The sequence below is a fragment of the Sediminibacillus sp. JSM 1682029 genome, assembly GCF_041366435.1.
GTDB lineage: Bacteria > Bacillota > Bacilli > Bacillales > Amphibacillaceae > Sediminibacillus > Sediminibacillus terrae.
The window spans coordinates 37306-63653 of record NZ_JBEWYY010000015.1 but is presented as its reverse complement, the minus strand read 5'-3'; the positions used below and the strand labels follow the sequence as shown (position 1 = coordinate 63653).

25 protein-coding genes are annotated in these 26348 nt (G+C 44.0%); 19 read left to right on the top strand and 6 right to left on the bottom strand.

Features of this window, described 5'->3' with window-relative positions; genetic code table 11:
• Positions 1 to 38: 38 nt before the first annotated feature.
• On the bottom strand, positions 39 to 479 hold the full coding sequence (locus ABVF09_RS18425; RefSeq protein WP_026571853.1) for a MarR family winged helix-turn-helix transcriptional regulator: 441 nt from the start codon (positions 477 to 479) through the stop codon (positions 39 to 41).
• Positions 480 to 669: 190 nt separating this feature from the next.
• Between ABVF09_RS18425 and ABVF09_RS18420 the strand changes: the two genes are divergently transcribed.
• The 5 genes from ABVF09_RS18420 (at position 670) to ABVF09_RS18400 (ending at position 5798) form a co-directional block, all read left to right on the top strand.
• Positions 670 to 999 (top strand): hypothetical protein, encoded by a 330-nt coding sequence (locus ABVF09_RS18420; RefSeq protein WP_371069817.1) that lies wholly within the window; start codon positions 670 to 672, stop codon positions 997 to 999.
• A 526-nt stretch (positions 1000 to 1525) separates the two neighbouring features.
• Positions 1526 to 2539: an ABC transporter substrate-binding protein gene (locus ABVF09_RS18415; protein WP_371069816.1), complete on the top strand. Its 1014-nt coding sequence runs from the start codon at positions 1526 to 1528 to the stop codon at positions 2537 to 2539.
• A 171-nt stretch (positions 2540 to 2710) separates the two neighbouring features.
• Positions 2711 to 3568: an ABC transporter permease gene (locus tag ABVF09_RS18410; protein WP_026571857.1), complete on the top strand. Its 858-nt coding sequence runs from the start codon at positions 2711 to 2713 to the stop codon at positions 3566 to 3568.
• Positions 3568 to 4779, top strand: a complete 1212-nt coding sequence (locus ABVF09_RS18405; protein WP_026772432.1) for a quaternary amine ABC transporter ATP-binding protein — start codon at positions 3568 to 3570, stop codon at positions 4777 to 4779. Before ABVF09_RS18410 ends, ABVF09_RS18405 begins: the two co-directional genes overlap by 1 nt.
• A gap of 191 nt (positions 4780 to 4970) precedes the next feature.
• The gene (locus ABVF09_RS18400) at positions 4971 to 5798 is read left to right on the top strand and encodes an aldo/keto reductase (protein ID WP_026571859.1); all 828 of its coding nucleotides are present in this window, start codon (positions 4971 to 4973) and stop codon (positions 5796 to 5798) included.
• A gap of 370 nt (positions 5799 to 6168) precedes the next feature.
• Here the strand turns inward: ABVF09_RS18400 and ABVF09_RS18395 are convergent, their stop codons facing one another.
• From ABVF09_RS18395 to ABVF09_RS18385, 3 genes are read right to left on the bottom strand one after another with little or no spacing between them, the layout of a single operon-like run.
• Positions 6169 to 7329, bottom strand: a complete 1161-nt coding sequence (locus ABVF09_RS18395; RefSeq protein ID WP_371069815.1) for a Ger(x)C family spore germination protein — start codon at positions 7327 to 7329, stop codon at positions 6169 to 6171.
• Entirely contained in the window at positions 7293 to 8414 is a 1122-nt protein-coding gene (locus tag ABVF09_RS18390; RefSeq protein WP_371069814.1) for a GerAB/ArcD/ProY family transporter, read from the bottom strand. The genes ABVF09_RS18395 and ABVF09_RS18390 overlap by 37 nt, the downstream gene beginning before the upstream one ends.
• Before the next feature lie 11 nt (positions 8415 to 8425).
• Positions 8426 to 9934 carry a spore germination protein gene (locus tag ABVF09_RS18385; RefSeq protein ID WP_371069813.1) on the bottom strand — a complete coding sequence of 503 codons (1509 nt, stop codon included), beginning with the start codon at positions 9932 to 9934 and terminating at the stop codon, positions 8426 to 8428.
• 54 nt (positions 9935 to 9988) lie between these two features.
• Here ABVF09_RS18385 and ABVF09_RS18380 point away from each other — a divergent pair, with 54 nt between their 5' ends.
• Entirely contained in the window at positions 9989 to 10165 is a 177-nt protein-coding gene (locus ABVF09_RS18380; RefSeq protein WP_153461594.1) for a hypothetical protein, read from the top strand.
• Between the two features lie 4 nt (positions 10166 to 10169).
• On the opposite strand, the gene ABVF09_RS18375 is transcribed toward ABVF09_RS18380, so the two are convergent.
• The gene (locus ABVF09_RS18375) at positions 10170 to 10718 is read right to left on the bottom strand and encodes a beta-class carbonic anhydrase (protein ID WP_371069812.1); all 549 of its coding nucleotides are present in this window, start codon (positions 10716 to 10718) and stop codon (positions 10170 to 10172) included.
• A gap of 292 nt (positions 10719 to 11010) precedes the next feature.
• Here ABVF09_RS18375 and ABVF09_RS18370 point away from each other — a divergent pair, with 292 nt between their 5' ends.
• The 10 genes from ABVF09_RS18370 (at position 11011) to ABVF09_RS18325 (ending at position 23540) form a co-directional block, all read left to right on the top strand.
• Positions 11011 to 11226, top strand: a complete 216-nt coding sequence (locus ABVF09_RS18370; RefSeq protein ID WP_237648573.1) for a hypothetical protein — start codon at positions 11011 to 11013, stop codon at positions 11224 to 11226.
• Between the two features lie 976 nt (positions 11227 to 12202).
• On the top strand, positions 12203 to 13951 hold the full coding sequence (locus ABVF09_RS18365) for an ABC transporter ATP-binding protein (RefSeq protein WP_371069811.1): 1749 nt from the start codon (positions 12203 to 12205) through the stop codon (positions 13949 to 13951).
• On the top strand, positions 13951 to 15984 hold the full coding sequence (locus tag ABVF09_RS18360) for an ABC transporter ATP-binding protein (RefSeq protein WP_371069810.1): 2034 nt from the start codon (positions 13951 to 13953) through the stop codon (positions 15982 to 15984). The genes ABVF09_RS18365 and ABVF09_RS18360 overlap by 1 nt, the downstream gene beginning before the upstream one ends.
• A gap of 28 nt (positions 15985 to 16012) precedes the next feature.
• The gene (locus tag ABVF09_RS18355; protein WP_371069809.1) at positions 16013 to 16822 is read left to right on the top strand and encodes a S1C family serine protease; all 810 of its coding nucleotides are present in this window, start codon (positions 16013 to 16015) and stop codon (positions 16820 to 16822) included.
• A 189-nt stretch (positions 16823 to 17011) separates the two neighbouring features.
• The gene (locus ABVF09_RS18350; protein ID WP_026571867.1) at positions 17012 to 17785 is read left to right on the top strand and encodes a PRC-barrel domain-containing protein; all 774 of its coding nucleotides are present in this window, start codon (positions 17012 to 17014) and stop codon (positions 17783 to 17785) included.
• 341 nt (positions 17786 to 18126) lie between these two features.
• Positions 18127 to 18861 carry an RNA polymerase sigma-I factor gene (gene sigI / locus ABVF09_RS18345; protein ID WP_026571868.1) on the top strand — a complete coding sequence of 245 codons (735 nt, stop codon included), beginning with the start codon at positions 18127 to 18129 and terminating at the stop codon, positions 18859 to 18861.
• Positions 18861 to 20096: an anti-sigma-I factor RsgI family protein gene (locus ABVF09_RS18340; protein ID WP_371069808.1), complete on the top strand. Its 1236-nt coding sequence runs from the start codon at positions 18861 to 18863 to the stop codon at positions 20094 to 20096. Before sigI ends, ABVF09_RS18340 begins: the two co-directional genes overlap by 1 nt.
• A 165-nt stretch (positions 20097 to 20261) precedes the next feature.
• On the top strand, positions 20262 to 21194 hold the full coding sequence (locus tag ABVF09_RS18335) for a Gfo/Idh/MocA family protein (protein WP_371069807.1): 933 nt from the start codon (positions 20262 to 20264) through the stop codon (positions 21192 to 21194).
• A 45-nt stretch (positions 21195 to 21239) separates the two neighbouring features.
• On the top strand, positions 21240 to 22808 hold the full coding sequence (locus ABVF09_RS18330; RefSeq protein ID WP_026571871.1) for a bifunctional GNAT family N-acetyltransferase/carbon-nitrogen hydrolase family protein: 1569 nt from the start codon (positions 21240 to 21242) through the stop codon (positions 22806 to 22808).
• Positions 22809 to 22814: 6 nt separating this feature from the next.
• Entirely contained in the window at positions 22815 to 23540 is a 726-nt protein-coding gene (locus ABVF09_RS18325) for an SDR family oxidoreductase (protein ID WP_026571872.1), read from the top strand.
• A 215-nt stretch (positions 23541 to 23755) separates the two neighbouring features.
• Here ABVF09_RS18325 and ABVF09_RS18320 read toward each other — a convergent pair whose 3' ends face one another.
• A complete protein-coding gene (locus ABVF09_RS18320; RefSeq protein WP_026772424.1) occupies positions 23756 to 23992 on the bottom strand; it encodes a YhdB family protein in 237 nt (78 codons plus the stop codon).
• A gap of 217 nt (positions 23993 to 24209) precedes the next feature.
• Between ABVF09_RS18320 and ABVF09_RS18315 the strand changes: the two genes are divergently transcribed.
• From ABVF09_RS18315 to ABVF09_RS18305, 3 genes are all read left to right on the top strand, one after another.
• Positions 24210 to 24920 carry a YhcN/YlaJ family sporulation lipoprotein gene (locus ABVF09_RS18315; protein ID WP_371069806.1) on the top strand — a complete coding sequence of 237 codons (711 nt, stop codon included), beginning with the start codon at positions 24210 to 24212 and terminating at the stop codon, positions 24918 to 24920.
• Positions 24921 to 25215: 295 nt separating this feature from the next.
• Complete coding sequence (locus ABVF09_RS18310; protein ID WP_371069805.1) at positions 25216 to 25854, top strand: class I SAM-dependent DNA methyltransferase; 639 nt, start codon at positions 25216 to 25218, stop codon at positions 25852 to 25854.
• A 24-nt stretch (positions 25855 to 25878) separates the two neighbouring features.
• On the top strand, positions 25879 to 26346 hold the full coding sequence (locus ABVF09_RS18305) for an S-ribosylhomocysteine lyase (protein ID WP_026571876.1): 468 nt from the start codon (positions 25879 to 25881) through the stop codon (positions 26344 to 26346).
• Positions 26347 to 26348: the final 2 nt, after the last annotated feature.

The window sequence follows — 26348 nt, the reverse complement described above, 5'->3', positions numbered from 1 at the left end:
CCCCTTACTTATAAAGTCTATTTGTTCAAAATCAAGCGTCATTTTTTTCTGAGAATGTGGACCAGCTTATCCAGCGTCTGGATGAACTGTCCGATTTCTTCTGTTTTAAATTCAGAAAGAATTTCACCGAGAACCTCATACAGCTTCTCCCTGCCTTGATTCATGGTATGCACCCCGGAATCGGTCAGCGTTAAGTAAACAATCCTGCGATCATTTTCGTCTCGTTCACGATTGACGAAACCGCGTTCGACCAGGCGATTGACTTGTGCGGTCACCGCGCTTTTCCCGATAGAGAATTCGTCGGCGATGTCAGAACTGGTGCATGGTTGATTTTTATGGACAAACCGGAGCGTGCCGAACTGGTCGGAGGTCAACTCTTGATGTACCTGCTCATTCATTAATATATTGACCCTGCGATTGACTTCATTCATCGCAGACGTGTATATATCAATCAAATCATTGAGCTCTTTATCCTGCATGTTTTCACATCCTTTTAAATAGTTCGATGGGTGAACAGTTTGATGACTGAACAATATTTAAACATGGTTTCCTGCAAAAAGCAACTGATTGGCAGCCGAAATAAGAGAAGACTGAAATTTTCTGCCGGAAGGACAAGCTTCCGTTTCATTCGTTATAATAAAGAAAACTGTACAAAATGAGGGGAATAACATGAAACCGATTATCTGCCGGTATTGCGGAAAACCAATTGAAAAAAGAGACCAGCTTGTAACAGCCTCCCATTGGCTGCGGGTGCGCCCATACCATTATGTTTGTTTTGAAGAAGTGGAAAAGGAGTCTTCGACCATTTATAACAGTTGGACACCGTTGAACGGACCTGCCGGGAATATAACGGCGGCAATCATGGCAATGTTGGCTGTATGGTTGTTGCTGACAGGCACTTGGGGTGTTGCAGGCAGCTTGATTGGCCTTCTCGCCTCATACAGGGTATTGCTCCGACTGACAGCCTTCCTGTTGTTCGAGAGAAAAGTGCCTAGATAAAAAAGGTTTGGCGCAGAAACAAGCAGGGTAAAAAGTAATGATTTGATTTGTCTTTTTACCCTGAATTCGCAGAAAAATCGAGCATATCTAACAAAAACGATAGAATCCCCGCCTATTTGCCTATAACCGACATCCTTCGACATTCTTTGCTTGTTAGTACATGCCAGTCGGTTTGGGTTTCCGGTTTGCTTCGGATAGAATGGAAGATGTTGTCCATTGCCGGCATTTTAATTTTATGATTTGGAAAACAGGTGCAGTATCACCAGCATCACCATGTATTATTTTCTTCATTATCTCCTGGAAGAAAGCATGCTCATCCTCCACTACTAACATTTTCTGAAGATTGCGAAATAATGCAACGCGATTCATTCAACGGAGTGCCAGCTTTTATATATGCGGGTTGATTTTTGCCTGCCGTATTGGACTGTTCGTTGAAAATGCATTGGTTCAAAGAAAACCGAACTATAAAATTAACATGCTTCAATGGCGTCTTGACATGAAAAAATCACCAAAAGGGGAAAAGCTGATGAAAAAATTATTGTTTTTATTGATGACGAGTTTACTAGTGTTTTTAGCTGCCTGTGGCGGATCAAACAGCTCGGAAGGTGGTTCCGGGGGAGAAGGAAGCGTTGATACGATCGTTCTTGCCGACGCCGGATGGGATAGTATCCGGTTCCATAATAGTGTAGCGCAAAAAATAATTGAAAATGGGTATGGTTACGACACCGAGGTGACTCCAGGATCTACAGCTGCTACACTTCAAGGTCTGCGTGAAGGCGATATTAATGCCTACATGGAGATATGGACGGATAATGTGAAAGAGGTCTACGAAGAAGCAATCGATTCAGGTGACATAGAGAAAGTTTCGACCAATTTTGATGATAATCAGCAGGGTCTGTATGTTCCTACCTATGTAATTGAAGGGGACGAGGAACGGGGCATTGAACCAATGGCTCCAGAATTGAAAACAGTAGAAGACCTTAAAAACTACCCGGACGTATTCGAAGATCCAGAAGACCCGGGAAGAGGAAGGATTTTGAATGCACCTAGCGGATGGGCAGTAGCCGAACAAATCGATCAGAAGTTTGAAACATATGGTTTGGATGAAACGATGAACAATTTCATGCCAGGTTCCGACGCGGCCATCGTTACATCACTGGCTGATGCTTATGAATCTGGTGAAGCTTGGGTTGGTTACTATTGGTCTCCGACAGCAGTAACGGCCATGTACGATCTTACAAAGCTGGAAGAGCCGGCTTATGACGAAGAAACCTGGAATGAAACCAGAGGAACAGAATTTCCGCCAAATGATGTAGTGGTTGGTGTGCACAAAGACCTTCCGGATCAGGCTCCGGAAGTGGTAGAGTTTTTGAGCAACTATGAAACGAGCAGTGCCTTGACGGAGGAGGCATTGACCTACATGAATGAAAACGATGCATCTGCAGATGAAGCTGCAGAGTGGTGGATGAATGAACATGAAGATCTTTGGACGGAATGGGTGCCGGAAGATGTAGCGGAGAAAGTAAAAGAAGCACTATAAGTAGCTGCTGATCATGTGTAAACTGGCTGCTTTCATAAAGCGGCAGCCGGTTTATGTCATTAGCTGGCCGGAATCGGTCAGCTACTTTCGGTTTTAAAGACAAGCATTCTGTAAAACTTGCAAAATAACTAATAGGTGAGGTGAAAAAACTGCTGAACAGCAGTTGTGCCGATGAGTGATTTTCCTGCTATTCAAAGTCATTTAGGTGACTATGTTTCTGATTTTGTTGATTTTCTGGACAATGCCCTGGCGGGTTTGTTTGATTTTATCTTTTTTATATCTTCCCGGACCATCAATGGTATTGAAGCGTTTTTAGATTTTTTGCCATGGTGGTTGTTCCTCGTTCTCATCTTTTTACTGGGCTGGTATTTTAAATCCCTCTGGTCCGGCTTGTTGTATGCTTTCTTTATTTTCTTAGTCGGAACTTTTGGGTTATGGGAAGAAATGATGATGACGATTTCGATTGTACTGTCTGCCGTTATCATCTGTTTGGTCATCGGTATCCCTCTCGGGGTCTGGATGGCCTTTAGCAAAGGGTTTTCAACGGTAATGCGCCCATTCTTGGACGCGATGCAGACAATGCCGAGTTTCGTGTACCTGATCCCTGCCATCTTTTTCTTTGGACTTGGTAATGTATCGGCTATTTTTGCCACATTGATTTACGCACTGCCGCCGGTCATCCGTTTGACGGAACTGGCAATACGAGGAGTGGATCCGGAAGTAGTCGAATCGGCTCAATCTTTCGGATCTTCCAGATGGCAAATGCTGACCAAAGTACAGCTGCCGCAAGCTCTGCCTACAATCATGGCCGGGGTCAATCAGACGACGATGATGGCGCTCGCCATGGTCGTTATCGCCTCGATGGTTGGTGCGCAAGGTTTGGGAGAGCAAGTCCTGATTTCGATCAATCGAATCGATATTGCGCTCGGATTTGAAGCCGGTATCAGTATCGTGTTCCTGGCAATTATTATCGACCGTGTCACTGGCGGTGTTGCAGATCGTTTCCAGAAGCATAGGAGGGCAAAGTAATGGCGAACAGTAAAGTGAAAATCGACCATGTTTCCAAGATTTTTGGTTCCAAACCGAAATCGGTGATTCCGCAGGTGAAAAACGGTAAATCGAAAGCGGAAATATTGGAAGAGACGGGGCATACGGTCGGTGTTTATGATGCATCGATGGAAATCGAGGAAGGGGAAATATTCGTGATCATGGGGCTGTCGGGAAGCGGCAAATCAACGCTTATCCGTTGCTTCAATCTCTTGAATAAACCGACAGATGGTTCGATTTATGTGGATGGAGAAAATATTGTCGAATATAATTCCTCCCAATTGAAAAAATTCCGTCAGGATAAAATCGCCATGGTTTTTCAGCATTTCGGGTTATTCGACCACCGAACGGTTCTGGAAAATATCGAGTATGGTTTGGAAATAAAAAATGTGTCAAAAGAAAAACGACGACAAATCGCCAGAGAAAACCTGGAAGTAGTCGGATTGAAAGGTTACGAAGATAAGTATCCCGATGAGCTTTCCGGCGGCATGCAGCAGCGTGTTGGCTTGGCCCGTGCGTTGGCCAATGATCCTGATATATTGTTGATGGATGAACCATTCAGTGCTCTAGATCCACTGATCAGAAGGGAAATGCAGCTTGAACTGCTGGATATCCAGGAACGGCTCAAAAAGACGATCATTTTCATCACCCACGATGTCAATGAGGCATTTAAACTCGGTGACCGGGTTGCTGTCATGAAAGATGGGAAAGTAGTGCAAATCGGTACCCCGGAAACCATCCTGGAAAGTCCGGCCAATGATTATATCTCTGATTTCATTAAAGATATCGACCGATCGAAAATTCTTCAGGCTGAAAATGTCATGATTAAACCGAACGCCCTTGTCTCCTTGAAGGATGGATTGAAGGTTGCCATCAAAGAAATGGAGGAAAACGGTATATCCAGCGTTTTTGTTGTCGACCGCAGCAGGAATCTGCAAGGGATCGTTACAATCGATGATGCCATCGAGGGTATTAAGGAAAAGAAGAGCCTCGAAGACGTACTCAATCAGGATGTAACGACAGTGGGCAAAGATGAGTATGTCAATGACATTATTCCGAAGGCGCTTGAATCCAAGTATCCGCTGGCAGTGACAAGCGGGAACGGCAGGCTGGAAGGCTTCATTCTAAGGGTCCATGTTTTGTCCGGACTTGTCGCGGAAGAAGTTAACGAAAGCACGGAATATCACGGTTGATTGCCTGAAAGAATGATTCGGATAACACGTCAGGATTGCGGCTTGCAGAGAACCTAAAGGTTTTTTGCAAGCTTTTTTATGAAGGATAGAATCGACATGGCTACGAAGCCGATTCGTGCTTCTTTTCTTCCATTCCCTGTTTCGTTAGAATGAGGACAGAAGAGCAATTCAATATAGGAAGGGGATAACAAATGGGTTTGGAAACGACGACAAAGCTGAAGAACGGTGTGGAAATTCCTTCGGTCGGCCTTGGTGTCTATAAGGTCGAAGAGGGGGAGCAGGTATATGAATCAGTTAAATCTGCCTTGGAAATCGGATACCGCCACATTGACACCGCTTCTTTTTACCAAAATGAAGAAGGGGTCGGACGTGCTGTGAAAGACAGCGGCATCCCACGAGACGAAATTTTTATTACTACGAAAGTGTGGAACAACGAGCAAGGCTTCACGGAAGCCTTGGAGGCATTCAACCGCAGCCTGACCAAACTCGGGACGGATTATATCGATTTGTATCTAATCCATTGGCCGGTACCTGACAAATACAAGGATACTTGGCGTGCTTTGGAAAAAATATATCGCGATGGAAAGGCACGAGCCATAGGAGTAAGCAACTTCTTGCCACACCATTTGGATGATTTGATGCGAGATGCGGAAATCCGACCGATGGTCAATCAAATAGAACATCATCCCAAGCTGGCCCAAACTGAAACAAGAAAGTTTTGCCGGGATCACGAAATTGCTGTGGAAGCTTGGTCGCCGATAGGAAAAGCAACTTACTTGGATGAACCGCTGCTTTGTGACTTGGCCGAAAAGTATGGCAAAACAGCAGCCCAAGTCGTTCTTCGCTGGCATTATCAGAATGGAACGATCATCATCCCGAAATCCACCCGGGCAAGCAGGCAACGGGAAAACGCGTCCATTTTTGACTTTGAGCTTTCCGGCGCGGAAATGGAAAAGATAGACGGGTTGGATCAGGACCACCGGCTCGGTGCACATCCGGATAATTTTAATTATGAATAAAAGAAAAGAGACCGGGACAAAAGCATAATAAGGAAAAGAAGTACTCCTGGTCTCCATGCGGCTTCGCTTTCTATCCGCAAGGACATGAGGCAAAACGGAAAACACACCATAAGAAGGTATCTCCATCCAACGGAGGCAGGGTACATAGACTCCAGTGGAATGAGCGCGAGCTGAAGATCCACTTGGCAAAGCGATATTCTTTGCCAATTTAGCTGAAGCCGTGTCCGCGGAAAGCGAAGTACCTCGCCGGAGTGGAAAGTTGCACTTTTATAGGGTAGAACGTTTAGCTTTTTGCTCATCAAAAAAACCGAACGAATGATGGATCGTTCGGTTTTCATTTTGGTCACGATGCTTTTGGCACAGACTCTTTTTAATCGATAATCCCTTGTCGGATAATGTTGACGTTGAGGTTCAAGTCCAATTTCATTTCCGGTAAAAGCTTGCGCCATTCCTCCTGGGTGACCGGATGCTTTGCGTTATAGATGCTGCCGAATCCAATAGGATCAACCTTCAGTTCCCGGAATTTATCGAGTAACTGGTTGATTTGCCGATTCATATCTTTTTCAATCGCTTTTTCCAGTTTTTTGACGACTTCTTCTTTATCCAACTCCAGCTGTTCGGAAATTTCGAGCAGTCGTGCTTGTACCTTAATATCGGATTGGAAGCGCAACTCTTCTTTTGAGACCAATTTGATGGAGTTATGGCTCCGCAGTTCACTTAGGGAAAGAAACAAGGACTCCTCTTCCCGTTGGTCGGTATCCTTTTGACGGATGTTTTCAAATTCTTCAATTGGCAACGAAAGCTCAATGCGGCCGGATTGGTACCGACCTGAAAGGAGCTTGATAAAAAAGCCTTCTTCGATGGAAATATCTCCGGCATAGGTTTCATCACGAAACAGCGCCATTCGTTCGATACTGGGCATATGCTCGACCACACTTATCAGCGGAAGAACCGGATCGCTTCCGATGTCGTAGTATTTATGCATGAAATCCCTTAACGTGGTCCGGATCAAAATTTCCTGATCGACATTTGTATCGATCAATTGGTATAAGTGGTTTCCGACGTTGGTCGTGCTCCGTTGGAACACTTCATGCAATACGTCTCCTGCTGCCTGGTCAGCAACGGCCAAAAACATCGTATCGGTAATTTTCGCATCACGTACGAGTGTATCGAGGATACTCGCCACTCCTTTTTCTGCCAGTGGTCTGCCCATCATCAGGACACGGAGTTTTCCTGGAACGAGCTGGAAGTTTGATTTGACGTTGGCTTTTTCATGTGCCCCTTTTAAGGTTTTCGCTTTGGAAGAGATAATTTCATTGATGTTTTTCGCATTGGGATCGAACTGAAAATACACGTACGTGGTGTTCAATGCCTGGCTGTCCTCATTGTCGGAGTCCACCCCGATGGTGTTGATGATGCCGAGACGTTCAATCGGGTAGGCGGGAGCACACCCGGCGGAAAGTAACAGGAAGATAGATACAAGAATAAGCCGCTTCACGTTTTTGCACCTGCCTTTTTGCTTTTCTTCCATTTCCCCTTTAGCCAGACCATTGGCAACAATATAATCGGATAGACAAAGGCTATCCAGAAACCGGAAGCAGCCACACCATTGATGAACTGAAGGATAAAATATTCATGCTTGGTAATGCCGGCGCCAATTAACAACAGAATAGCAACCACCATAAGAACTTTTCGCTGTTGAACATGATAAAGCCTCTTGGTGATATGGGAAATCATCCAGGCCAGCAAAATCATGTTCGGAAGGATGACCATCATCCATTCTGTGACGACTAATACATCGAAACGGCCCACGACGGAGTACTCCACAATTTTGAACAAGACGAGCACCGGCCATATCTGTTCCGGCAATTCCCCTGGACTGAAGTAACCGATGCTGATGACAGTCACTAGCAGAATTAAGAAGGTGGTCATTCCCAATCCTAAATGTGTTGCCAGTTTTGCTTTTTCTTTATTGGAAATGAACGGGTAAATGAAAAACAGGATTTCCATCCCAAGGTAGGAATAAGACGTATGCCGTGCACCTTGCAGCAATTCCAAGGGGGATGCCGAGAGGAACGGTTGAAAATGGGTTATTTCCATATAGGTGACCGATTTATACAAAAAAACGAGCAGCCATAAGGATAGAAAAAAGAAAATGAAGGTGATGCCAACCGCAACCCGCAAACCGCTCATGACTGCATAGACAATCAGCAATACCAAAACACTAGCTAACACCCAGGCGCTCAACCTTGAAAAAATAAAAGTTTGAACTACTTGAATATAATCCATTGTCACGCTCAGCAATACAAAAAAGAAGTAGATAATGTAAATGGTACCGAGCAGTTTGCCAATCCATTTGCCGAATAAATCGGTTTGCACTCCCAATATATCGGTGTTTTCGTAATGATTCAAAATGGCAAACATCGCAGCCAGTACAATGTGGACCAGGACTCCGGCAATGAGTACCGAAATCCAGGCATCTTGTTTGGATTGCATGTAAATATAACGGGGCACCCCCATGATTCCGGAACCAGTTTGAATACTGGTCATGATGAAGAAAAGGTAAAAGGCTTTGATTCGCATTGTCGGTTTGATCGTCAAATTTGTCGGATTCACCTTTCTCCCTCCTATTCATCAATGTCCTTCATTTTTCTCGATTTTTTCTTAGGAAAGCGAATCATGTCCTGGGGTTTGTAAGAGTAGCTGCGTTTAAAGTTAAAATAGTAAGGTAGCCGGTAAAATGTTTTACTAAAGTCTTTGCCGACAAACGGGTACATCGGCAGCAAATAGGGTCTGCCCAGGGAAGTGATTTTTAGCAGGTGGATAATTAAAAAACAAATACTTGCCATGATGCCGATCAATCCCAAAATACCGCTCATCAAAATCAAAGGAAAGCGAATCACTCTTATGGTGGAACCAATTAAGTAACTTGGCGCTGTAAAAGAAGCGAGTGCGCTTATGGCAACTACGATAATCAGTATGTTGCTGGTCAATCCAGCCGCAACAGCTGCCTGTCCGATAACAATACCGCCGACAATCCCGATGGTTTGCCCCACTTTTGTCGGAAGCCTTGCCCCCGCCTCGCGCAGCAGTTCAATCAACAGTTCCAACAATAATGCTTCAAATACGGGTGGAAAAGGGACAGCAGCCCTGGAAGATCCGAGTGTTGTCAATAGCGGAGTCGGAATCACTTCATAATGAAAAGTGATCGCCGCTACGTAAGCTGGCGTCAATAAGGCCGAGATAATCAAGGCGAAAAACCGAAGAATTCGGATAAAGGAACCGACATTCCAGCGCATATATACATCTTCCGTGGACTCAAAAAAGCTGAATAAAGAAGTCGGAGCCATGATCCCGGTCGGGCTTTTGTCGACTAACACACCGACTCTGCCTTTTGTCAGTGAATAGCTGAACCTGCTTGGCAATTCTGTTTGATAAATTTGCGGAAAAATCGAAGTGGATGAATCCTCGATATAATATGTAAGCGGAGTAGCGTCTTCAATTCTATCCACGACAAGATCCTGCAACCGCTGTCGCATTGTCTGCACATCTTCTTTATTGGCTAATGATTTTAAATACATTAGCCGTATTTCGGTAGGAACTCGTTCGCCGATGATCATTTTTTCGGTTACCAAATCCCCGGTGTTCACCCGCCAGCGAATCAGGTTGATGTTGGTGGTCAATGATTCTGTAAAGGAATCTTGCGGACCGAGAACGGTAGATTCTTTATCAGACTTGTCAACAGAGCGTTTTTGCTGGTCGGGGATAGGATAGGTAAGCAGTTCTGTTTCATTTTCGATGTAAATGCCGACAGATCCCATGATAAGAGCATCTACAATTTCCTCCATTTTTGTTTGTGCGACACTATTACCCAAAGGAAGCGCATTGCTCAGTTTTTCTGAAGTCCATTGCTTATCTCCTTCAAGCAAAGGCGTCAATATATGATTGTTTAATTGCTGTTTTTTGACGATGATGCTGATATAAAAAACGAGCATGCGTTGGCTTCCGGTTTCAAACTCTTGCATTTGAAAGTCCGGGTTGTTATGCATCGCTTCCTGCAAGTTTGTCTTTAAATTTTCAATAGAAGAAGGAAGCAGCTCCTTTGATTTGCCCCTCCGGGATCCACGCTTTTTCATCACGATTCCTCCACCAAAACAATTGCTTTTAGTATGCGGATAAACAACAAAATTATGAAGAAAAGCGAAAAACTTGCTGGAGCTCGTACAGAGACGGTGGAAGTCGAGCTAATCGGGCCGTTCGTAGCCAGGCAAGATAAGCAAAGGCGGAACAATGAAATGAAGGGCAGGGAGGATGTACGAAAAAGAAAAACTGCCGGGGTGGCCGGCAGTTTCGTTACGACGAGATAGAGTCTTAAAAACCATATACAATGACGTCAAGTTTTCCGGTGGAAGGATCGACTATTAAGCCATGTACCGGTGTATCTTCGGGTAAAAGCGGGTGATTTTCGATGGTGCTGACACTAGTTCTCACCATTTCCTCTACTTGTTGACTGCCATTGAGCCATTCAGCGAGGCCTTTGTTATTATTGAAACCCTCCATCGATTCCTCGCTCACTCCCTGCAGCTTCATCCTCTCTATCGCGGCTTCCGCGTCAAAATCCTTCATCCAGCAACCATAATGTCCGATGACAAATACTTCATCGGCCCTTCGCTCGTATACAGCTATAAGCAAGCTGCGCATCACACTGTCATAAGGGTCGGAAACAAAACCGCCAGCATTTTTGATCATTTCGACATCTCCGTCTTGCAGGTCGAGTGCATTCCTTAGAAGAGATTCGATCTGTGGTTCCATACAGGTCAAAACTACAGCATTCTTATTAGGATAAAGGGATGGTTCCCTTATTGGTTGGCCATCTTCTACAAATTTTCGATTATATTCCAGCATGTTTTCTAGCAGCATAAATGTCACCCTTTCTGACATTAAAATAACTGTAGATGGGTGGAATTTCAATAAAAACATCCTACAAAAGTATTGTTTTCAGAAAACTTGCCCGCATATCCTTTTATTGCGCCAGTGTGTATGTTACAGTGATTTAAATAGTAATTGTAATACCACCACGTCATTGCGAAAAAAGTTTTAAAACTTCGTTTTACCTCACATTATGCAAAATTTTGATTCAAGCACCCCCTGTTATTTCAAAAAGAATACGAATAAGAGTATAGTAAATAATGGGTCCTAAGGAAAGGGTGAGATGATGGAAGAGATGACAAGAAAGTGCCGGTTATGCCAAAAACCGATGCCACCATCACCGTTTATGACATGTCCTGCTTGTTTAGCGGATAGCGAGAAGGTGAAAACGTACATCCTGAAACATCCGCATGTGACCCCTGAGAAAATAGCAGAAGCAACCGAAGTCCCTTTGGACAAGGTGTCTCATATGGTTAAGTTAGGTGTCAATTCCAAATAGTAATTTAAAAGAGGCTGTGACAAAAGCATAGAAATCAATATAAAAACCGAACGATACCAAATCGTTCGGTTTTTGCTTTGGTCGCCGTGCTTCTGTCCCGGCCCTTTTTTGTTGATTAGAAAGGATAAAATAAAAAGAATGACCTTATCTTAAGCCAATCCATAAGATGACACAAAACCTTACGCAAAGACGTGTAGGAAGTCGACAACATGTGGCCTGCGCAGGTAGGTGTTGCCACAGGATGCATGGGAAATTTAGCTGTTCTCCTTTAAACCAGGGCTTGCTTATGTGTCGTTAAAAAAGGAGGCAAACTATCAGAAAAATAAAACAACAGGTTGACACACAATATTCACAATTATATAATAAGAAAGCATAAAACGAAGAAAGGAGGTCACAGACCATGAAAAAAGTAATGATTGTACGTCTCAAAAAACTTCATACGCCTGTGACCTTCTGGAAGCCTTATGTTTACTGATTAGTGAATTTTCTATACTACGGAAAGTACATAAGTATGTTTGAACGGTCACGAACAATCATTTCCGTGACTTTTTTTATTTATAGACACACGTCTGCGGATGTGTGTCTATTTTTTTACCGAATTTCAGATTTAAGCATGAGAAGAACTAAAAGCATTCGCCATAATCCGGCGATATGCTAAGTTTTTCTATCACTTGTAAAGGTCAAAAGGAAAAAAAAGGAAACAAGTATAAGAAAAACTAAAAGCATTCGCCATAATTTGGCGATATGCTAAGTTTTTCTATCACTTGTAAAGGTCAAAAGGAAAAAAAAGAAACAAGTATAAGAAAAACTAAAAGCATTCGCCATAATTTGGCGATATGCTAAGTTTTTCTAACATATACATGTCAATTTTAGGAGGGGTTGTTGATGGGTGTTATGCAGCGTAAACAAGAAGTAGTAGGGGATTGGAAAGAGAGCGGTTAGCAAATCTATCGAAGAAAAGAAGCAGGTGACAAGTATGTTTAGTGTATTTTGGAAATTGGATTGGTTTTTTAAAAAGTATTGGAAAAGGTACAGTTTTGCGATTGTTGCATTGATCGCTGCGAGTCTGATTGACTTGATTCCGCCAAAGCTTGTTGGAATGGCGATTGATGAAATGCAGTTTCAAACGTTTGATTGGGACCGTATGGTTGAATTGCTATTGTTATATGGTTTGATCATCATTTCAAGTTATACCATTTCTTTCTTGTGGGATTATAACTTATTCGGCGGTGCTGCCATTATGGAAAAACTGATGCGGACTCGTCTGATGAACCACTTTCTGCGAATGACCCCCACTTTTTTCGGAAAGTACAGGACGGGCGACTTAATGGCGAGGAGCACCAATGACTTAAAGGCGATATCAATGACAACGGGCTTTGGCATCCTGACGCTGGTCGATTCTAGTATATTCATGTTGATGATCATCGCGGTAATGGGGTTTACTATCAGCTGGAAGCTGACCTTGGCAGCGCTTTTGCCACTGCCGATCATGGCTGTCGTCATGCAAAAATATGGAAATGTCATTCACGATCGATTTACCAAAGCCCAGCATGCATTCGGCGAAATGAATAATGAAGTACTGGAATCAATCCGCGGAGTAAGGGTGATCCGTGCTTTTGTTCAAGAGCAACAAGACGAACGGCGTTTCCAGACAATGACGTCTGATGTATATCAAAAGAATTTGGAAGTTGCCAAGATAGACGCGCTTTTCGAACCAACCATGAAAATTCTCGTCGGCTTATCCTATACGATCGGCTTAGGGTATGGTGCCATGCTGGTATTCCAAAATAATCTGACCATCGGCGAGCTTGTATCGTTCAATGTCTATTTAGGAATGCTGATTTGGCCTATGTTTGCTGTCGGTGAATTAATCAATGTCATGCAACGGGGAAATGCCTCCCTGGACCGGGTTCATGAGACACTGGGCTATCAGGCGGATGTACGGAATCCTATTCAACCATCGGGCGCACGTTCTCCGGAGTCGATTGTCTTTGACAAGGTAAGTTTCGCTTATCCAGACAGTGTAAAAGACAGTCTGCAGGCAATTGATTTCGAGGTGGAAAAAGGACAGACAATCGGAGTTGTCGGAAAAACCGGGGCAGGCAAGTCGACCTTATTCAAACAATTGCTGCGCGAGTACCCGGGTCTGCGTGGGAATTTGCGGATTTCGGGAATTCCGATCGAGCAACTGAAGTTAGAGGATGTCCGCAGCTGGATTGGATACGTGCCTCAGGAGCAAATCCTGTTTTCCAAAACCATCCGGGAAAACATTCAATTCGGTAAACCGAATGCGACGGATGAGGAAATATTCCGTGTCATGGAAACAGCCCAGTTCTTGAAAGACATCGAAACACTTCCGAATGGTCTCGATACAATGGTAGGCGAGAGCGGCGTCACGTTATCAGGAGGGCAGAAACAGCGTGTGTCCTTAGCCCGGGCTTTCATCAAGGATCCACAAATCCTAATCCTGGATGACGCTTTGTCGGCGGTTGACGGCAAGACAGAGGCTAACATCATTGATCACTTAAAACAGGTACGTAAGCATAAAACGACCTTTATCGCTGCTCACCGGTTGTCGGCGGTTGAACATGCTGATTTGATCATTGTCCTTGATGAGGGGAAAGTAGTTGAGAAAGGGACACATCAACAATTAATGGAGATCAATGGCTGGTATGCAGCACAATTTCAACTGCAGCAGCTTGAAGAACAGGAGGTGATCTCCTAATGAAGAAATCAACGACAGAAAAAAAATTATTTCAATATGCGATGAAGTTCAAGAAAACCATCATACTAGGTCTTGTTTGTTTAGTTGTCGCTGTATCGCTTGAACTGGCCGGCCCGTTTATCGCCAAGCGCGTCATTGACGATCATATAACCGGCATTGAAACAACTTGGCATCAAGTAGAAAAACGGGATGATAAGTACACGGTTTCCTTCAATGGGGAGTATTACAAGCGTGAAGACCGCATCAAACAAGGGGAATCGTCTCTTGGTACAGTCAGTTTGATGCAGGTTGGCAGGTCCTACTATCTTACAGATAAAGAAGTCAGCCAAACCGGCACCCGCAGCATCGAGGACGGCTCCGTCATAGTAACAGGGCCGGAGGGAACCGAAGAAGCGGAAGTGCAAAAGTTGAGTGTTGCTGATTTGTATAACTTCTTCAAACCAGAGCAGTCACCGATTGTATGGCTTTTGAGTTTATACGTTTTGCTGCTGTTGATCGCGGCGATTTTTCAGTTTGGAAAGACCTACTTGCTGCAAAAAGCTTCAAACAGGGTAGTGGAAAAAATGCGCAACGATATCTTCAAGCATACACAAGAAGTGCCGATTCAGTATTACGTCAATCAGCCGGCCGGAAAAATCGTGGCCAGAGTGACCAATGATACGGAAGCAATCAGGGACTTATATGAACGTGTGCTGTCCGTATTTGTCACAAGTATCATTTACATGGCGGGAATATATATCGCGTTGTTCCTGTTGGACTTTCGTCTGGCAGCACTCTGTCTGATCTTGTTACCGGTCATTTATCTGTGGATGAAAGTGTATAAATATTTTGGAACGAAATATAACAGAGTGGTCCGGTCAACGGTTAGTGACATCAACGGCAACATCAATGAATCGATTCATGGCATGCCCATAATCCAAGCATTTCAAAAAGAAGAACAGGTGAAAAATGAATTTGAAGAGATGAATGAACGGCATTTTGTGTACCAGCGAAAGCTTGTGAAGCTGAGTGCATTAACGTCGCACAATCTTGTCAATGTGTTGCGCAATCTTGCCTTCGTGGCATTCATCTGGTATTTCGGCTCTTCCTCGATCGGTCCGGAAAGTATTATCACAGCGGGCGTTTTGTATGCATTTGTCGATTATTTAACAAGGCTTTTCAATCCAGTGAATGACATTGTCAATCAGCTGCCGTTATTGGAGCAGGCGAGGGTGGCAGCGTCCAGGGTTTTTGAGTTGATGGACCAGCAGGGAGAGGATGTCGAAACCGCACCAATCGAAAAATATAAAGGACATGTTCAGTTTCAGTCAGTCTGGTTTGCTTATGACGAAGAAGAATATGTTTTGAAGAATATCGATTTAGACATCCGACCGGGAGAAACGGCTGCCTTTGTCGGGCACACCGGGTCCGGGAAAAGCTCCATCATGAATTTGCTATTCAGGTTTTATGATCCACAGCAAGGAAACATTTTGATCGATGGCAAAAAGATTGCGAAGCTATCGAGACAGCAGGTAAGGAGCCATATGGGGATCGTATTGCAGGATCCGTTTCTTTTTACAGGTACCATTTTGTCGAATGTCACCATGAATGACCCGACTATTTCCCGGGAAATGGCGATAGATGCATTAAAGGCTGTCGGTGCTGATCGGTTCATCGAACGACTGCCAGGTCAATATGAGGAACCCGTCAAAGAGGACGGGAGCACATTCTCGATGGGAGAACGGCAGTTGATTTCCTTTGCCCGGGCCCTGGCATTCGATCCTTCCATCTTGATTCTTGATGAGGCTACAGCCAATATCGATACCGAAACGGAAAATGTTATCCAAAAGGCATTGAATGTACTGAAAGAGGGGCGAACGACCTTGATTATTGCCCATAGGCTTTCGACAATCCAGCAGGCAGATAACATCTTTGTCCTGGAGCATGGTACAATCAAAGAACAAGGCGACCATCAAAGTCTACTGGAACAGGCCGGTCTTTATTATCAAATGTATCAGATGCAGCAGGGCAGGCTGAAGGAAAAGGTCGTTTAAGCAAGACGCGGAAGCGTGGGGTGTGTAAATGGCGAATTCAGAGGACCGCAAACAGGATATCATCGATAAGGATTTGTATGAAGAAATCCCGGAGGAAGAGCTGTTGGAAATCCTCGAAGAAGAAAAACGGAAATCTCGCGAGAAAGAACAGGAGGAGCGTGATCGACCAAAACGCCCGTTTCCGAAATATGCGTTTTGGTTAATTGCAGCTGCCATGATGATAAATGTCATTGCTTTACTTCCGAATACTGTTTCGGTACCTGCTGTCAACTTTTTGATTACCTCATCCAAGCTGTCGGCAAACGATGAAATCAGCAGCTATAAACCAGCGGTCGTGGTCATCGAAGCCGGCGATAGCCGGGGAACGGGGTTTTCCATTACGGAAGATGGACGGATTTTGACCAACCATCATGTGATCGAAGGGGAGAAACGGATCGTGGTTGCTTATCCGGAGGAAGGGCTTTTTAAAGCGGAAGTGGTTGCCGATTACCCTGACGTCGATTTAGCCGTGCTTCAGGTCGAAGGGGAGGATTTGCCGCACTTGGAATTAGCTGAAAGCAGCCGTTTTACCGAAGAAGAACATTTTTATTTTATAGGGAACCCGTTGCGGTTTCAGGGGATTGCCAATGAAGGCGAAATAATTGGTTATACACAGCTGCCTGATTGGGAAGAACGGGTGATGATGTTGAAAGCGCCTGTTTATCGAGGCAATAGCGGCAGTCCGGTTATCAATGAAGCTGGAAAAGTAATCGGTGTGGTGTTTGCTACGCTTGATGAGGAAAAACACGGAAAAGTCGGTCTGGCGGTTCCGATTGAATATTACCATGAACAACAATAAAGTTGCGGTCGGGACCGAAGCAGCTTGACCAAAAAAACCGAACGATTTGTTCGGTTTTTTAAATGGTGTACTTTGGGAAATTAGAGAGTGCTCCTTCTATCAGGCCCGTCAGCTCTTTTCGTCTGCATGCCCGCTCCGTTTTACATGGGTAAGACAAGGGTATTTGTAAAGAAAAAAGGAGGAATGATGATGCTTTACTATGCATCCTCTTTGAATGACTATCAATTAAAGGCAAGCGACGGTGAATTGGGGAAAGTAAAAGAATTGTTTTTTGACGATAAACAATGGGTGCTACGTTACTTTGGAGTGGATACCAGGAAATGGCTGCCGGGCAAGAAAGTACTTTTATCCCCACGGTCTTTCCAGACAATCGATGACGAAAATCGGACAATCGAGCTGTCGAGCGATAAAGAAACAGTACGGAACAGCCCTTCGCTTGATGAGGGCTCTCCATTATCCAGAGAGTATGAAATGACCCTCACTCGATATTATGGGTGGGCACCATACTGGACAGGCGGACTGCTTTGGGGACGGCAGGATGTACCGTTAGTTGGAGCAATCACCAATTCAGATCAGGCAAGGGATTTACCAGAGAATCGAGAAGAAACTCTTGCAGAAGAACTGACGCATAACTTACGAGATCTGGACGACTTGACAGATAAATTCACCGTTCATGCTTCAGATGGGAAAATCGGAACCATCGACGATGTTTTATTGGACGGGGAAAACTGGAAACTGCGCTACCTTGTCGTGAAAAATGGACAAGGCTTTTCTTGGGAATATTCATTGCTCTCCCCTGATTGGACGCAGTCGGTTGACTGGGTTGATTACAATCTGTACCTCGATGTCACCCAGGAAGCAGTGAAAAACGGTCCCGGAATTTCAGAGAAAAAGGAAATAACCAGGGAAACCGAACAAGAGCTGCACACGTCCTATGGCAAAAAGACCTATTGGACTTACTAATCAATTGGAATAAGCAATGCACCACCATCATCACGATTGGTGGTGCATTTTTTTGTCTGAAGAATCTTGAACGGGAGATTGTAACAGTAATTCTTTTAACATCAGTATGTTCTTCACTCTTTCCACGGATTTTGTAACTTCATGACAACTATTTAAACAAAATGTAATCTTCTTGTGATAGCTTCCTGTTTTCTGATTCGGTATCATTAATCATATTAAAGAATAATGGAGATTATCATGCAGAATAAATATAAACGAACAATACAACATAGCAAATTAAACAAAACACCCAGAAAAATACTGCGATATTCGAAATTTTTAAAGGCTGGAGGTGATGAGGGTTGATCACTCATCGCTCTGCTTCTGATAATAAACAACGTTTAGAAGATTTGATTGAAATGGTGCAGGAAGGAAACGAGGAAGTACAAAATAGCTTGTTGAAAGCGTATCAACCTTTCATCGCCAAAAGCGTTTCGGATGTGTGTAAACGATATATAGATCCTCAAATAGATGACGAATTCAGTGTCGGTCTGCTGGCATTCAACGAAGCCATGCTTTCTTATTCAGCTGATAAAGGCAGTTCGTTTTTGTCGTTCGCCCGACTTGTCGTGAAGCGCCGTGTCATCGATTATATCAGGCAGGAACAGACCAAGACTGCCGCCGCATCCATCGATGAGCCGTTAGAAGATGCCCAACTGGAAAATCCGTCTGAAGTGAATGCTGCCAAAGCAATTTACCAGGACCAAGTCGACAGTTGGTATCGGAGGGAAGAAATCAAAGATTTGCAAGATAAGCTCAAAGAATATAAATTGTCCTTTGAGGAGCTTACAGTTATTTCCCCGAAGCACCGTGATGCACGAGAGTCAGCCATCCGTGTAGCCAGAGTGCTTCATGAAAATGAGTTTCTGAGAAGTTATGTCCTTAAGAAAAGAAAAATTCCGATTAAAAATCTGGTCAATTATGTGGATGTCAGTAAAAAAACATTAGAGAGAAACAGAAAATTCATCCTTGCCATTTTTATTATTCTCAGTGGGGACTATATTTATTTAAAAGATTACTTAAAGGGGTTGGGTTAGTGAAAAGAGGAATCATCATGGAGCGGCACCGCCATTACATGATTGTAATGGATAGATATGGTGTATTCCACAAAGCTGAACCTGTTGCTTCTGCAGAGGTCGGCGCAGAGGTGGAGTATAAACCGATACAGAACGGCCGCTTCCATCGCTTTTTGTTAACTGGGAAGACAGTGAACAGGCGCACAAAAGTCGCTGTCATGACGGTCCTGGTCATGCTGATCACCCTTCCGTTATACGCTTGGTACAACGGGGACAAAGTGTATGCTTATGTCAATGTCGATATCAATCCAAGCGTGGAAATGGAAGTGGACGAAGCCATGAAGGTGAAAAGCATCAGACCGTTGAATGAAGATGCAGAGCAGATTCTGATCGAGATAGGATCATCCTGGGAAAATAAAACGGTAGAAGAGGTGACCACCCTTCTGATTGAGCAGGGAAAGAAAGACCGGCTTATCGACGGGGAAAACGTGGTGCTGATCGGGGTCAGTTACTTAGATGGGCAAAAGAAAGAAAAACATATTACCGATACACTGGATCAATTTTTTAATCAGCATCCACAAGAGGAACTTAGTGTCGCAACGTTCGAGGTGCCTGAGAAAATCCGTGAAGCTGCAAGATCCGAGCGTAAATCGATGAATGAATTGTTCGCAGAACAGGTCGATAAACAGGTGGAGTCCGAGTCCGATACGGAGGCATTGCAAATCGATGATCAGGAAAAAGAACTTATACAATCTTATTATAATAAAGATGATCACGAGGAAAAAGCTGACGAGCGGGATTCGACCGATACTTCAACAAATCATAGTGATAACCCAGCTGAAGCATCTGACGGTTCGGATGATTTTCAAAGCGATACAGTCAAACAAACAGCTGTCAAACAAAATGAAAACAATGATTTAGCAGTGAAACCGGATAACGGAAAACATGTAGACTCCCAAGAACAGGCAGAATCTCATCAGTCCAATACTCCTGAGGCATTGAAGAAAAAAACAAACAAACAGGGAATGAAACGACAAAAAGAATCAAGTCAAAAACATCGGATGAACAACAAAAGTAAACCGGAGCATTCCATACAACACACCCCGGCCGGACATCCGAACAAGAAAAATAATAAACGACCAGACAGAAAAAAACAAAGTGATCACCAGCAAATGAAACACGATAAAAACAACCATTCACCGGGACACGGTAATGGAAATAAGAACCGAAACGGTCAACGTCATGGTCATCATTAGACAAAAGCCCTTTTCCTTTATTAGGAAAAGGGCTTTTTTGAAAGGAAAATCGAAGCTGAGCACTACATGACCGGTAACGTGTGATTTAATTGGTTTTTGGTTGGTGATCTTTTCTTAATCAAGTACAATTAAACTATACAAAATTGCGGAGAGGGAGCTGCACATATGGAGACAAGAAAACCGAGGATAGGGATTGTAGGGCTTGGGAATATCGCACAAAAAGCCTACCTGCCCATACTAATGAAGGAAACAGACTGGCAGATAGCGGGAGCCTACTCACCCGACAGGGCGAAACGGGAGAGATTGTGCCGTCATTTCCGGATCAACAGCTTCGATAGTTTGGCATCGCTGTCTTCCCAAAGTGACGCTGTATTTGTACATACATCCACAGATACGCATTTTGATATCGTTTCCTATTTACTTGGACAAGGTAAAGACGTATATGTCGATAAACCATTGGCCGCCAGCCTGGAGGAAGCAATCCGGCTAGCGGAATTAAGTGGAAAGACCGGCAGAAAACTGATGGTCGGTTTTAACCGAAGATTCGCCCCGCTGTACAGGAAAGCGAGACAATTGTCAGATGGATTGAATTGGGTGCAAATGGAAAAGCACCGTGCGGACAACGTTGGGCCGGATTCATTCGCATTCACGATGCTTGATGATTACTTGCATGCAATCGATACAATTCGCTGGTTGGCTGATAAAGCAGAAGTGAAAGTCACAGATTCTTTTACAAGGGAAAACGAATCCGGGCAGATGTTGTTTGCAAAACATTCATTCCAAACAGACGGACAGCATTTCACTGCGGCGATGCATCGCCGTGCCGGCACTAATTTGGAAAAACTGGAATTAGTGAATGAAAAATCGATAATCCGGGTAAATAATCTAAATACACTCCAGGTGGAAGCTGAAGGATGTCTATCGAAGAGTTATCCCCCCTCATGGGAAGAGCTGTTGACGACTAAAGGGTTTACGGGAGCCGTTTCCCATTTCATTTCGGCGGTCGTGAATGATGAAGCCCCTGAAGTCGATGGTTGGGAAGCTGTAGAATCTCAACGGCTGCTTGATAAATTGATCATTAGGCATCAAGAAAGGTAACCGATCGTAATCAACCGCATCAAAGATAGAAAGGGTTCGATCTATATGTCCAAACTGGACTTGAAGCAATTCGAGAAAAAACTAATCGTACGCAACATTGTGGAAGAAGATATTCCGCAAATAGTAAAGCTGCAGGAATCCTGTTTCCCGCAAATGGATCCTTGGAAACCGGAGCATCTACAAAGTCACTTGGAACATTTTCCGGAGGGCCAGTTTTGTGTGGAATTGGATGGGGACATCATCGGAAGCTGTTCCAGTTTAATCATCAACTTTGATGAGTATGATGACAAGCATACGTGGGATGACATTACCGATGAGGGTTATATTACCAATCATGATCCTGAAGGGTACAATTTATATGGTATCGAGGTAATGGTTGATCCCGAATATCAGGGAATGAAAATCGGCAAACGCTTATATGAAGCACGGAAGGAACTGGCGAGAGAGCTAAATTTAAAAAGTATTATTATCGGGGGCCGGATTCCGAATTACCATAAGTATCAGGATCAGCTGACACCAAGGCAGTATGTCGAGGAAGTGATTGAGAAAAAGATATATGATCCGGTTCTGACATTCCAAATCATGAACGGGTTTACCGTTATGCGCATCAATCCAGGCTATCTGCCCGACGACGTACAGTCAGCCAAATATGCCACATTGATGGAATGGAACAATATCGATTACCGCGCGAAATCGAAACGGCATTTTAAGACGGCATATCCGGTGCGGATCACCGTGATTCAGTACATGATGAAAAATATCGAGTCCTTTGAAGAATTTGCCCGGCAAGCAGAGTATTATGTGGACGTGGCTTACGACTTTGGCTCTGATTTTGCCGTTTTCCCTGAAATTTTCACGACCCAGTTGATGTCATTCCTGGAGGAAAAGGTGCCATCCAAGGCTGTACGACGCTTGACCGAATACACAGAAGACTACATCGAGTTATTTACTTACTTGGCGATGAAATACAATATCAATATAGTCGGCGGCTCTCATTTCGTGGAAGAGGATGGTCATATTTATAACATCGCCTACCTATTCCGCAGAGACGGTACGATTGAAAAACAATACAAAATCCATGTTACTCCGAACGAAAGGAAATGGTGGGGCATACAGCCTGGCGACGCAGTAAAAGTGTTCGACACGGACTGTGGCAAAATCGCCATCCAGGTTTGCTATGATATCCAATTCCCTGAACTGACAAGATATGCGGTCGATCAGGGGGCGAACATTATCTTCGTGCCGTTTTGTACCGATGACCGGCAAGGGTATCTGCGAGTCAGATATTGTGCGCAAGCCCGTGCTGTTGAAAATCAAGTATATACAGTGATTGCCGGGACAGTGGGAAATTTGACGCAAGTTGAAAACATGGACATTCAGTATGCGCAATCGGGCATTTTCACTCCATCGGACTTTGAATTTGCCCGTGATGGGATCATTGGTGAATGCCACCCTAATATCGAAACAGTCGTGGTAGGGGACGTGGACTTGGAAATCTTGCGCAGGCAGCGTAAATCGGGTACAGTCCGGCAGCTGCGTGATCGAAGACGGGACTTATTCGAAATCAATTATAAAAAATTGAATACCGGAGAAAACGATCAGAAGAAGGGATGATCATTCATGCTCAAGGGACAAGTGGCAATTGTAACGGGGGCATCCCGCGGCATTGGCAAAGCGATTGCCCGTGAGCTTGCCAAAAATGGAGTGAAGCTGACGATTACAGGAAGTTCAGATGAAATTCATCGCACCAAGCGAGAACTGGAGGAAGAAGGCTGTCAGGACATTTTTTCTTTTCGCGCCGATGTGACCAAAGAGATTGAGGTCGACCAGGTAGTCCAAGCCACCAGGACGTCGTTTGGCTCGGTTGATATCCTTGTGAACAATGCAGGAGTAGGCGTGTCGAAAAAAGTAGAGGATATAACGGTTGAAGAATGGAGAAAAACGTTCGAAGTCAATGTACAGGGTGTATTCCTGTTTACGAAAGCAGTAATCCCGATAATGAAGCGGCAGCAGTCCGGTACAATTATTACGGTTTCTTCGGATGTGGCCCGCTATTCACTTGCAGATAAAGGCTCTTTATATACAGCAACCAAGTATGCTGTCCAAGGATTTATTGGCTCAGTTGCTCAGGAGTTGCAACGGGATGGTGTACGGGTGAGTACGATAAACCCTGGACTTGTGGATACCAATTTTGGCGAAAACAATAAAAGTACTGCCGGTAAAGCCGATTGGCTGAAAGCGGAGGAAGTGGCTGAGGCTGTCCGGTACATGGCAGAAGCACCTAAACACATGGTAATTGACGAAATGTATGTCCATCCTCTTTGTCAAGAATATCCGCGCACGTAAGAACGGCATAAGTTCGAGCTCAAAAATCCTGCAAGAAAGCGTTTGGTGCTTTCTTGAGAAAGGGAAATCAGGGTGACGTATCGATAGGAAGAAGCACCCATCCAGCAACAGGATAAAAGGATTGAAGAACTTACAAGCCAAAAAAAACCGGGCGAATTCGTTTAGCACTTAGAATTCGTCCGGCTTTTGTTTTGGTCGATATACGGTCGCTTTTTTTATATTTCAACTTCAATTGCTGGTGTGTGGGCCATCGCGTGATCGATATAGTGGAGCAGACTTTCATGGGAATCGATGACGTTTTGTTCGCTTCGTGTATAGTGAAAGGCGTGTAAGAACGTTTCAATTTTTTTTGCTAAAAAATCGTCCTGGGTCCGCACCATCAATACAAGCAAGTCATCCCATTGTCCCCAAAGTGTATAATACAACGCTTTGTCATAGTCAGGTATAACCATTCTACATCCCTCTTTCTGAAGGGTTGCGATTAGTTTTTCCTCAGTCTTTCAAAACAATTTACGTGCGTTTATGGAGGGGATGGAAATGTTTTCGGTAAGAAAGGCAAGCAATGCCAAAGCTTGATTGTTTTTACCATCGATTGGTGATTGGTGAAGCGCATAAACCTCTATTCTTGAACCATACTAGCATTAAACCAGAAAGAAGGAGGACCACACCATGAAATGGAAAGCATTAGGTGTCACTTTATTAGGTACGGCAATGCTGATGGGCTGTCAAAACAATGATGACAACCAAACAGGACAAGGTACCGATGATAATGGAGTACAGCAGACTCGTTTTAACAACACGACAGATTATCCGAACCAGGGCAACACGCCTGGGGACGATGATTGGATGGATAACCGTAACATGGCAAACAACGGAGAAAATGCCGACAATCAAGGCAACCAAAACGGGAACAATGATCAGTATGAGGTCGATGAGCAGTTGGGAGACCGGATTGCCGAACAGGTCGACGACATCGACCGCGCTTATGTGTTGACTACAGGTAACAATGTATATGTAGCTGCCGAACTGAACAAAGGTACCAACGGAAACAATGGTAATGGCGGCAATAATAATGATACCGGCGGCAACAACAATGGGGACGATGGCAACAATGCCAATTTCGGTAACAATGACAAGAATGGCGAAAACGGAAACAATGGCAATGGCGATAATCAAGTGAGCGAGAGGATTAAAGAAGAGGTTTCTAAAGTGGTGAAGGAAGCAGATGACAATGTGGACAATGTATATGTCTCAACGAATCCGGATTTCGTCAATCTGACCAACAATTACGCGGAAGACGTGAGAAATGGCGAACCAATCGAAGGGTTTTTTGAACAGTTCGGGGAAATGACCCAGCGACTTTTCCCGCAAAACCGATAGAGCGTTTTTGCTATGTGAACAAAGCGGCTGACCATTTTCCAATGGCCGGCCGTTTTTTAATGTCTGTTTTGCTTTCCGTTTTCGGTCAAATTCTGGATTGTTTCTCCAAACTTCTGTCCTCTGATTAGAAAAAGGATAGGCAGATTCCTTTGATCCGTATAAAAAAGCAGCTGCACTGCATTATCAATAATTATTCTTAATTGATAAAGCCCATTTAATATGTTATATTATTACCGATAATCCCAATAAAACATAGTGTATTAGTATGAATTAAAAAATGGGAGTTGAAAAATGAATGGGCCGTGAATTTATCGATTTATTTAATGAGTGGGCTGGTTCGTATGATGAAACCGTAACAGGTCATGATCCGCAGTATCGTGCTGTATTTTATAAATATGATACAATACTTGAAGAAGTCACCAGGAATTCCCGGGGAAACGTTTTGGAATTTGGCGTAGGCACCGGAAACCTTTCCAAAAAGCTGATGGAAGCTGGTCATAAAGTGATCGGCGTTGAACCTTCCCAGGCTATGCGGGAAGCGACTGCTAAAAAATTTCCGGACTTTCAAGTAGAAGATGGAGACTTTCTCACTTATCCACAACCGGAAATCCCGATAACGACCATAGTGAGCACCTATGCTTTCCATCATTTGACTGATGAAGAAAAAGGTCATGCAATCAAAGGGTTCAGTGAATTGCTTCCTGCGGGAGGCAAAATTGTATTCGCCGACACTGCTTACCAAAACGAAGAAACAAAGCGACAGATTCACCAACAGGCGAAACTTAACGGGTATGACGACTTATTATATGATTTAACAACCGAATATTACCCGATGCTCGATTTGCTGCAAACATTGTTTGAAGAGAACGGCTTTTATGTTACGTTTAAACAAATGAATCAATTTGTTTGGCTCATGATTGCCGAAAAGCAGTAACATTAACAAAGGAGTGGAGAAATGATGCCAGAAAAAATGAATGTGGAAAGCTTCAACCTAGACCATACGAAAGTAAAAGCACCTTATGTCCGCCTGGTCGGAGTGACTACCGGTCAAAGCGGTGATAAAGTTTATAAATATGATATCCGGTTCTGCCAGCCGAACAAAGCTCACATGGAAATGCCGGGGCTGCATTCGATCGAGCATTTGATGGCTGAAAACATCCGCAACCATATCGATAATGTGCTTGACATCGGTCCAATGGGTTGTCAGACAGGCTTTTATCTAGCCATTCTCAATAATGACAGCTATGAAGACGTGTTGGATGCATTGGAAAAGACACTGCAGGATGTATTGGAGGCTACCGAAGTACCTGCCTGCAACGAGGTGCAATGTGGCTGGGCGGCCAATCACAGCTTAGAAGGAGCCAAAAAAATTGCTGCTGACATGCTGGAGAAGAAAGACGAATGGCAGCACGTTTTCGCAGAGTAGGG

Coding starts and splice junctions, on each gene's coding strand:
- ABVF09_RS18425 (WP_026571853.1), bottom strand. CDS start 479: ATGCAGGATAAAGAGCTCAATGATTTGATTGATATATACACGTCTGCG.
- ABVF09_RS18420 (WP_371069817.1), top strand. CDS start 670: ATGAAACCGATTATCTGCCGGTATTGCGGAAAACCAATTGAAAAAAGA.
- ABVF09_RS18415 (WP_371069816.1), top strand. CDS start 1,526: ATGAAAAAATTATTGTTTTTATTGATGACGAGTTTACTAGTGTTTTTA.
- ABVF09_RS18410 (WP_026571857.1), top strand. CDS start 2,711: ATGAGTGATTTTCCTGCTATTCAAAGTCATTTAGGTGACTATGTTTCT.
- ABVF09_RS18405 (WP_026772432.1), top strand. CDS start 3,568: ATGGCGAACAGTAAAGTGAAAATCGACCATGTTTCCAAGATTTTTGGT.
- ABVF09_RS18400 (WP_026571859.1), top strand. CDS start 4,971: ATGGGTTTGGAAACGACGACAAAGCTGAAGAACGGTGTGGAAATTCCT.
- ABVF09_RS18395 (WP_371069815.1), bottom strand. CDS start 7,329: ATGGAAGAAAAGCAAAAAGGCAGGTGCAAAAACGTGAAGCGGCTTATT.
- ABVF09_RS18385 (WP_371069813.1), bottom strand. CDS start 9,934: ATGAAAAAGCGTGGATCCCGGAGGGGCAAATCAAAGGAGCTGCTTCCT.
- ABVF09_RS18380 (WP_153461594.1), top strand. CDS start 9,989: ATGAAGAAAAGCGAAAAACTTGCTGGAGCTCGTACAGAGACGGTGGAA.
- ABVF09_RS18375 (WP_371069812.1), bottom strand. CDS start 10,718: ATGCTGCTAGAAAACATGCTGGAATATAATCGAAAATTTGTAGAAGAT.
- ABVF09_RS18370 (WP_237648573.1), top strand. CDS start 11,011: ATGATGGAAGAGATGACAAGAAAGTGCCGGTTATGCCAAAAACCGATG.
- ABVF09_RS18365 (WP_371069811.1), top strand. CDS start 12,203: ATGTTTAGTGTATTTTGGAAATTGGATTGGTTTTTTAAAAAGTATTGG.
- ABVF09_RS18360 (WP_371069810.1), top strand. CDS start 13,951: ATGAAGAAATCAACGACAGAAAAAAAATTATTTCAATATGCGATGAAG.
- ABVF09_RS18355 (WP_371069809.1), top strand. CDS start 16,013: ATGGCGAATTCAGAGGACCGCAAACAGGATATCATCGATAAGGATTTG.
- ABVF09_RS18350 (WP_026571867.1), top strand. CDS start 17,012: ATGCTTTACTATGCATCCTCTTTGAATGACTATCAATTAAAGGCAAGC.
- ABVF09_RS18335 (WP_371069807.1), top strand. CDS start 20,262: ATGGAGACAAGAAAACCGAGGATAGGGATTGTAGGGCTTGGGAATATC.
- ABVF09_RS18330 (WP_026571871.1), top strand. CDS start 21,240: ATGTCCAAACTGGACTTGAAGCAATTCGAGAAAAAACTAATCGTACGC.
- ABVF09_RS18325 (WP_026571872.1), top strand. CDS start 22,815: ATGCTCAAGGGACAAGTGGCAATTGTAACGGGGGCATCCCGCGGCATT.
- ABVF09_RS18320 (WP_026772424.1), bottom strand. CDS start 23,992: ATGGTTATACCTGACTATGACAAAGCGTTGTATTATACACTTTGGGGA.
- ABVF09_RS18315 (WP_371069806.1), top strand. CDS start 24,210: ATGAAATGGAAAGCATTAGGTGTCACTTTATTAGGTACGGCAATGCTG.
- ABVF09_RS18310 (WP_371069805.1), top strand. CDS start 25,216: ATGGGCCGTGAATTTATCGATTTATTTAATGAGTGGGCTGGTTCGTAT.
- ABVF09_RS18305 (WP_026571876.1), top strand. CDS start 25,879: ATGCCAGAAAAAATGAATGTGGAAAGCTTCAACCTAGACCATACGAAA.